Consider the following 326-nt stretch of genomic DNA (forward strand, 5'->3'; position numbering starts at 1 on the left):
GCCCCTGTAGGAACGGTGCCGGCGGTAGGCTCTCCCGCGGCGGATCGGGCATCGCAGACCCAGCTCGCGCATGATCCCGAGGACTGTCCTGTCGGCTATCCCGACCCCGTCGACCGCGCGCAGCTCCTCCTCGCGCGTCGCCGGCGCCGCCCCGGGCTCCCCGGGCCGGCCCCGCCGCTTCGGACGCAACGCCCCGGCGCCCTCCCCGCGGCACAAGCGGCACCAGTTGTCCAGCGAGGCCATGTTCGCGACCCCGAACCCCCTCATCGCCTCCGGCTTGGCCATGCCGTCCCCGACGACCGCCCTCGCCGCGGCCAGCCTGGCCT

The 326-nt window shown here is 76.1% G+C and carries 1 protein-coding gene; it reads left to right on the top strand.

The annotated features are described in order from the left end of the window. Positions 1-70: 70 nt before the first annotated feature. On the top strand, positions 71-326 hold a 256-nt coding region (locus H7U32_RS10600; RefSeq protein WP_204469964.1), incomplete at its 3' end, for a hypothetical protein.

The organism is Bifidobacterium pullorum subsp. saeculare (genome assembly GCF_016899725.1).
Taxonomy (GTDB): domain Bacteria; phylum Actinomycetota; class Actinomycetes; order Actinomycetales; family Bifidobacteriaceae; genus Bifidobacterium; species Bifidobacterium pullorum_C.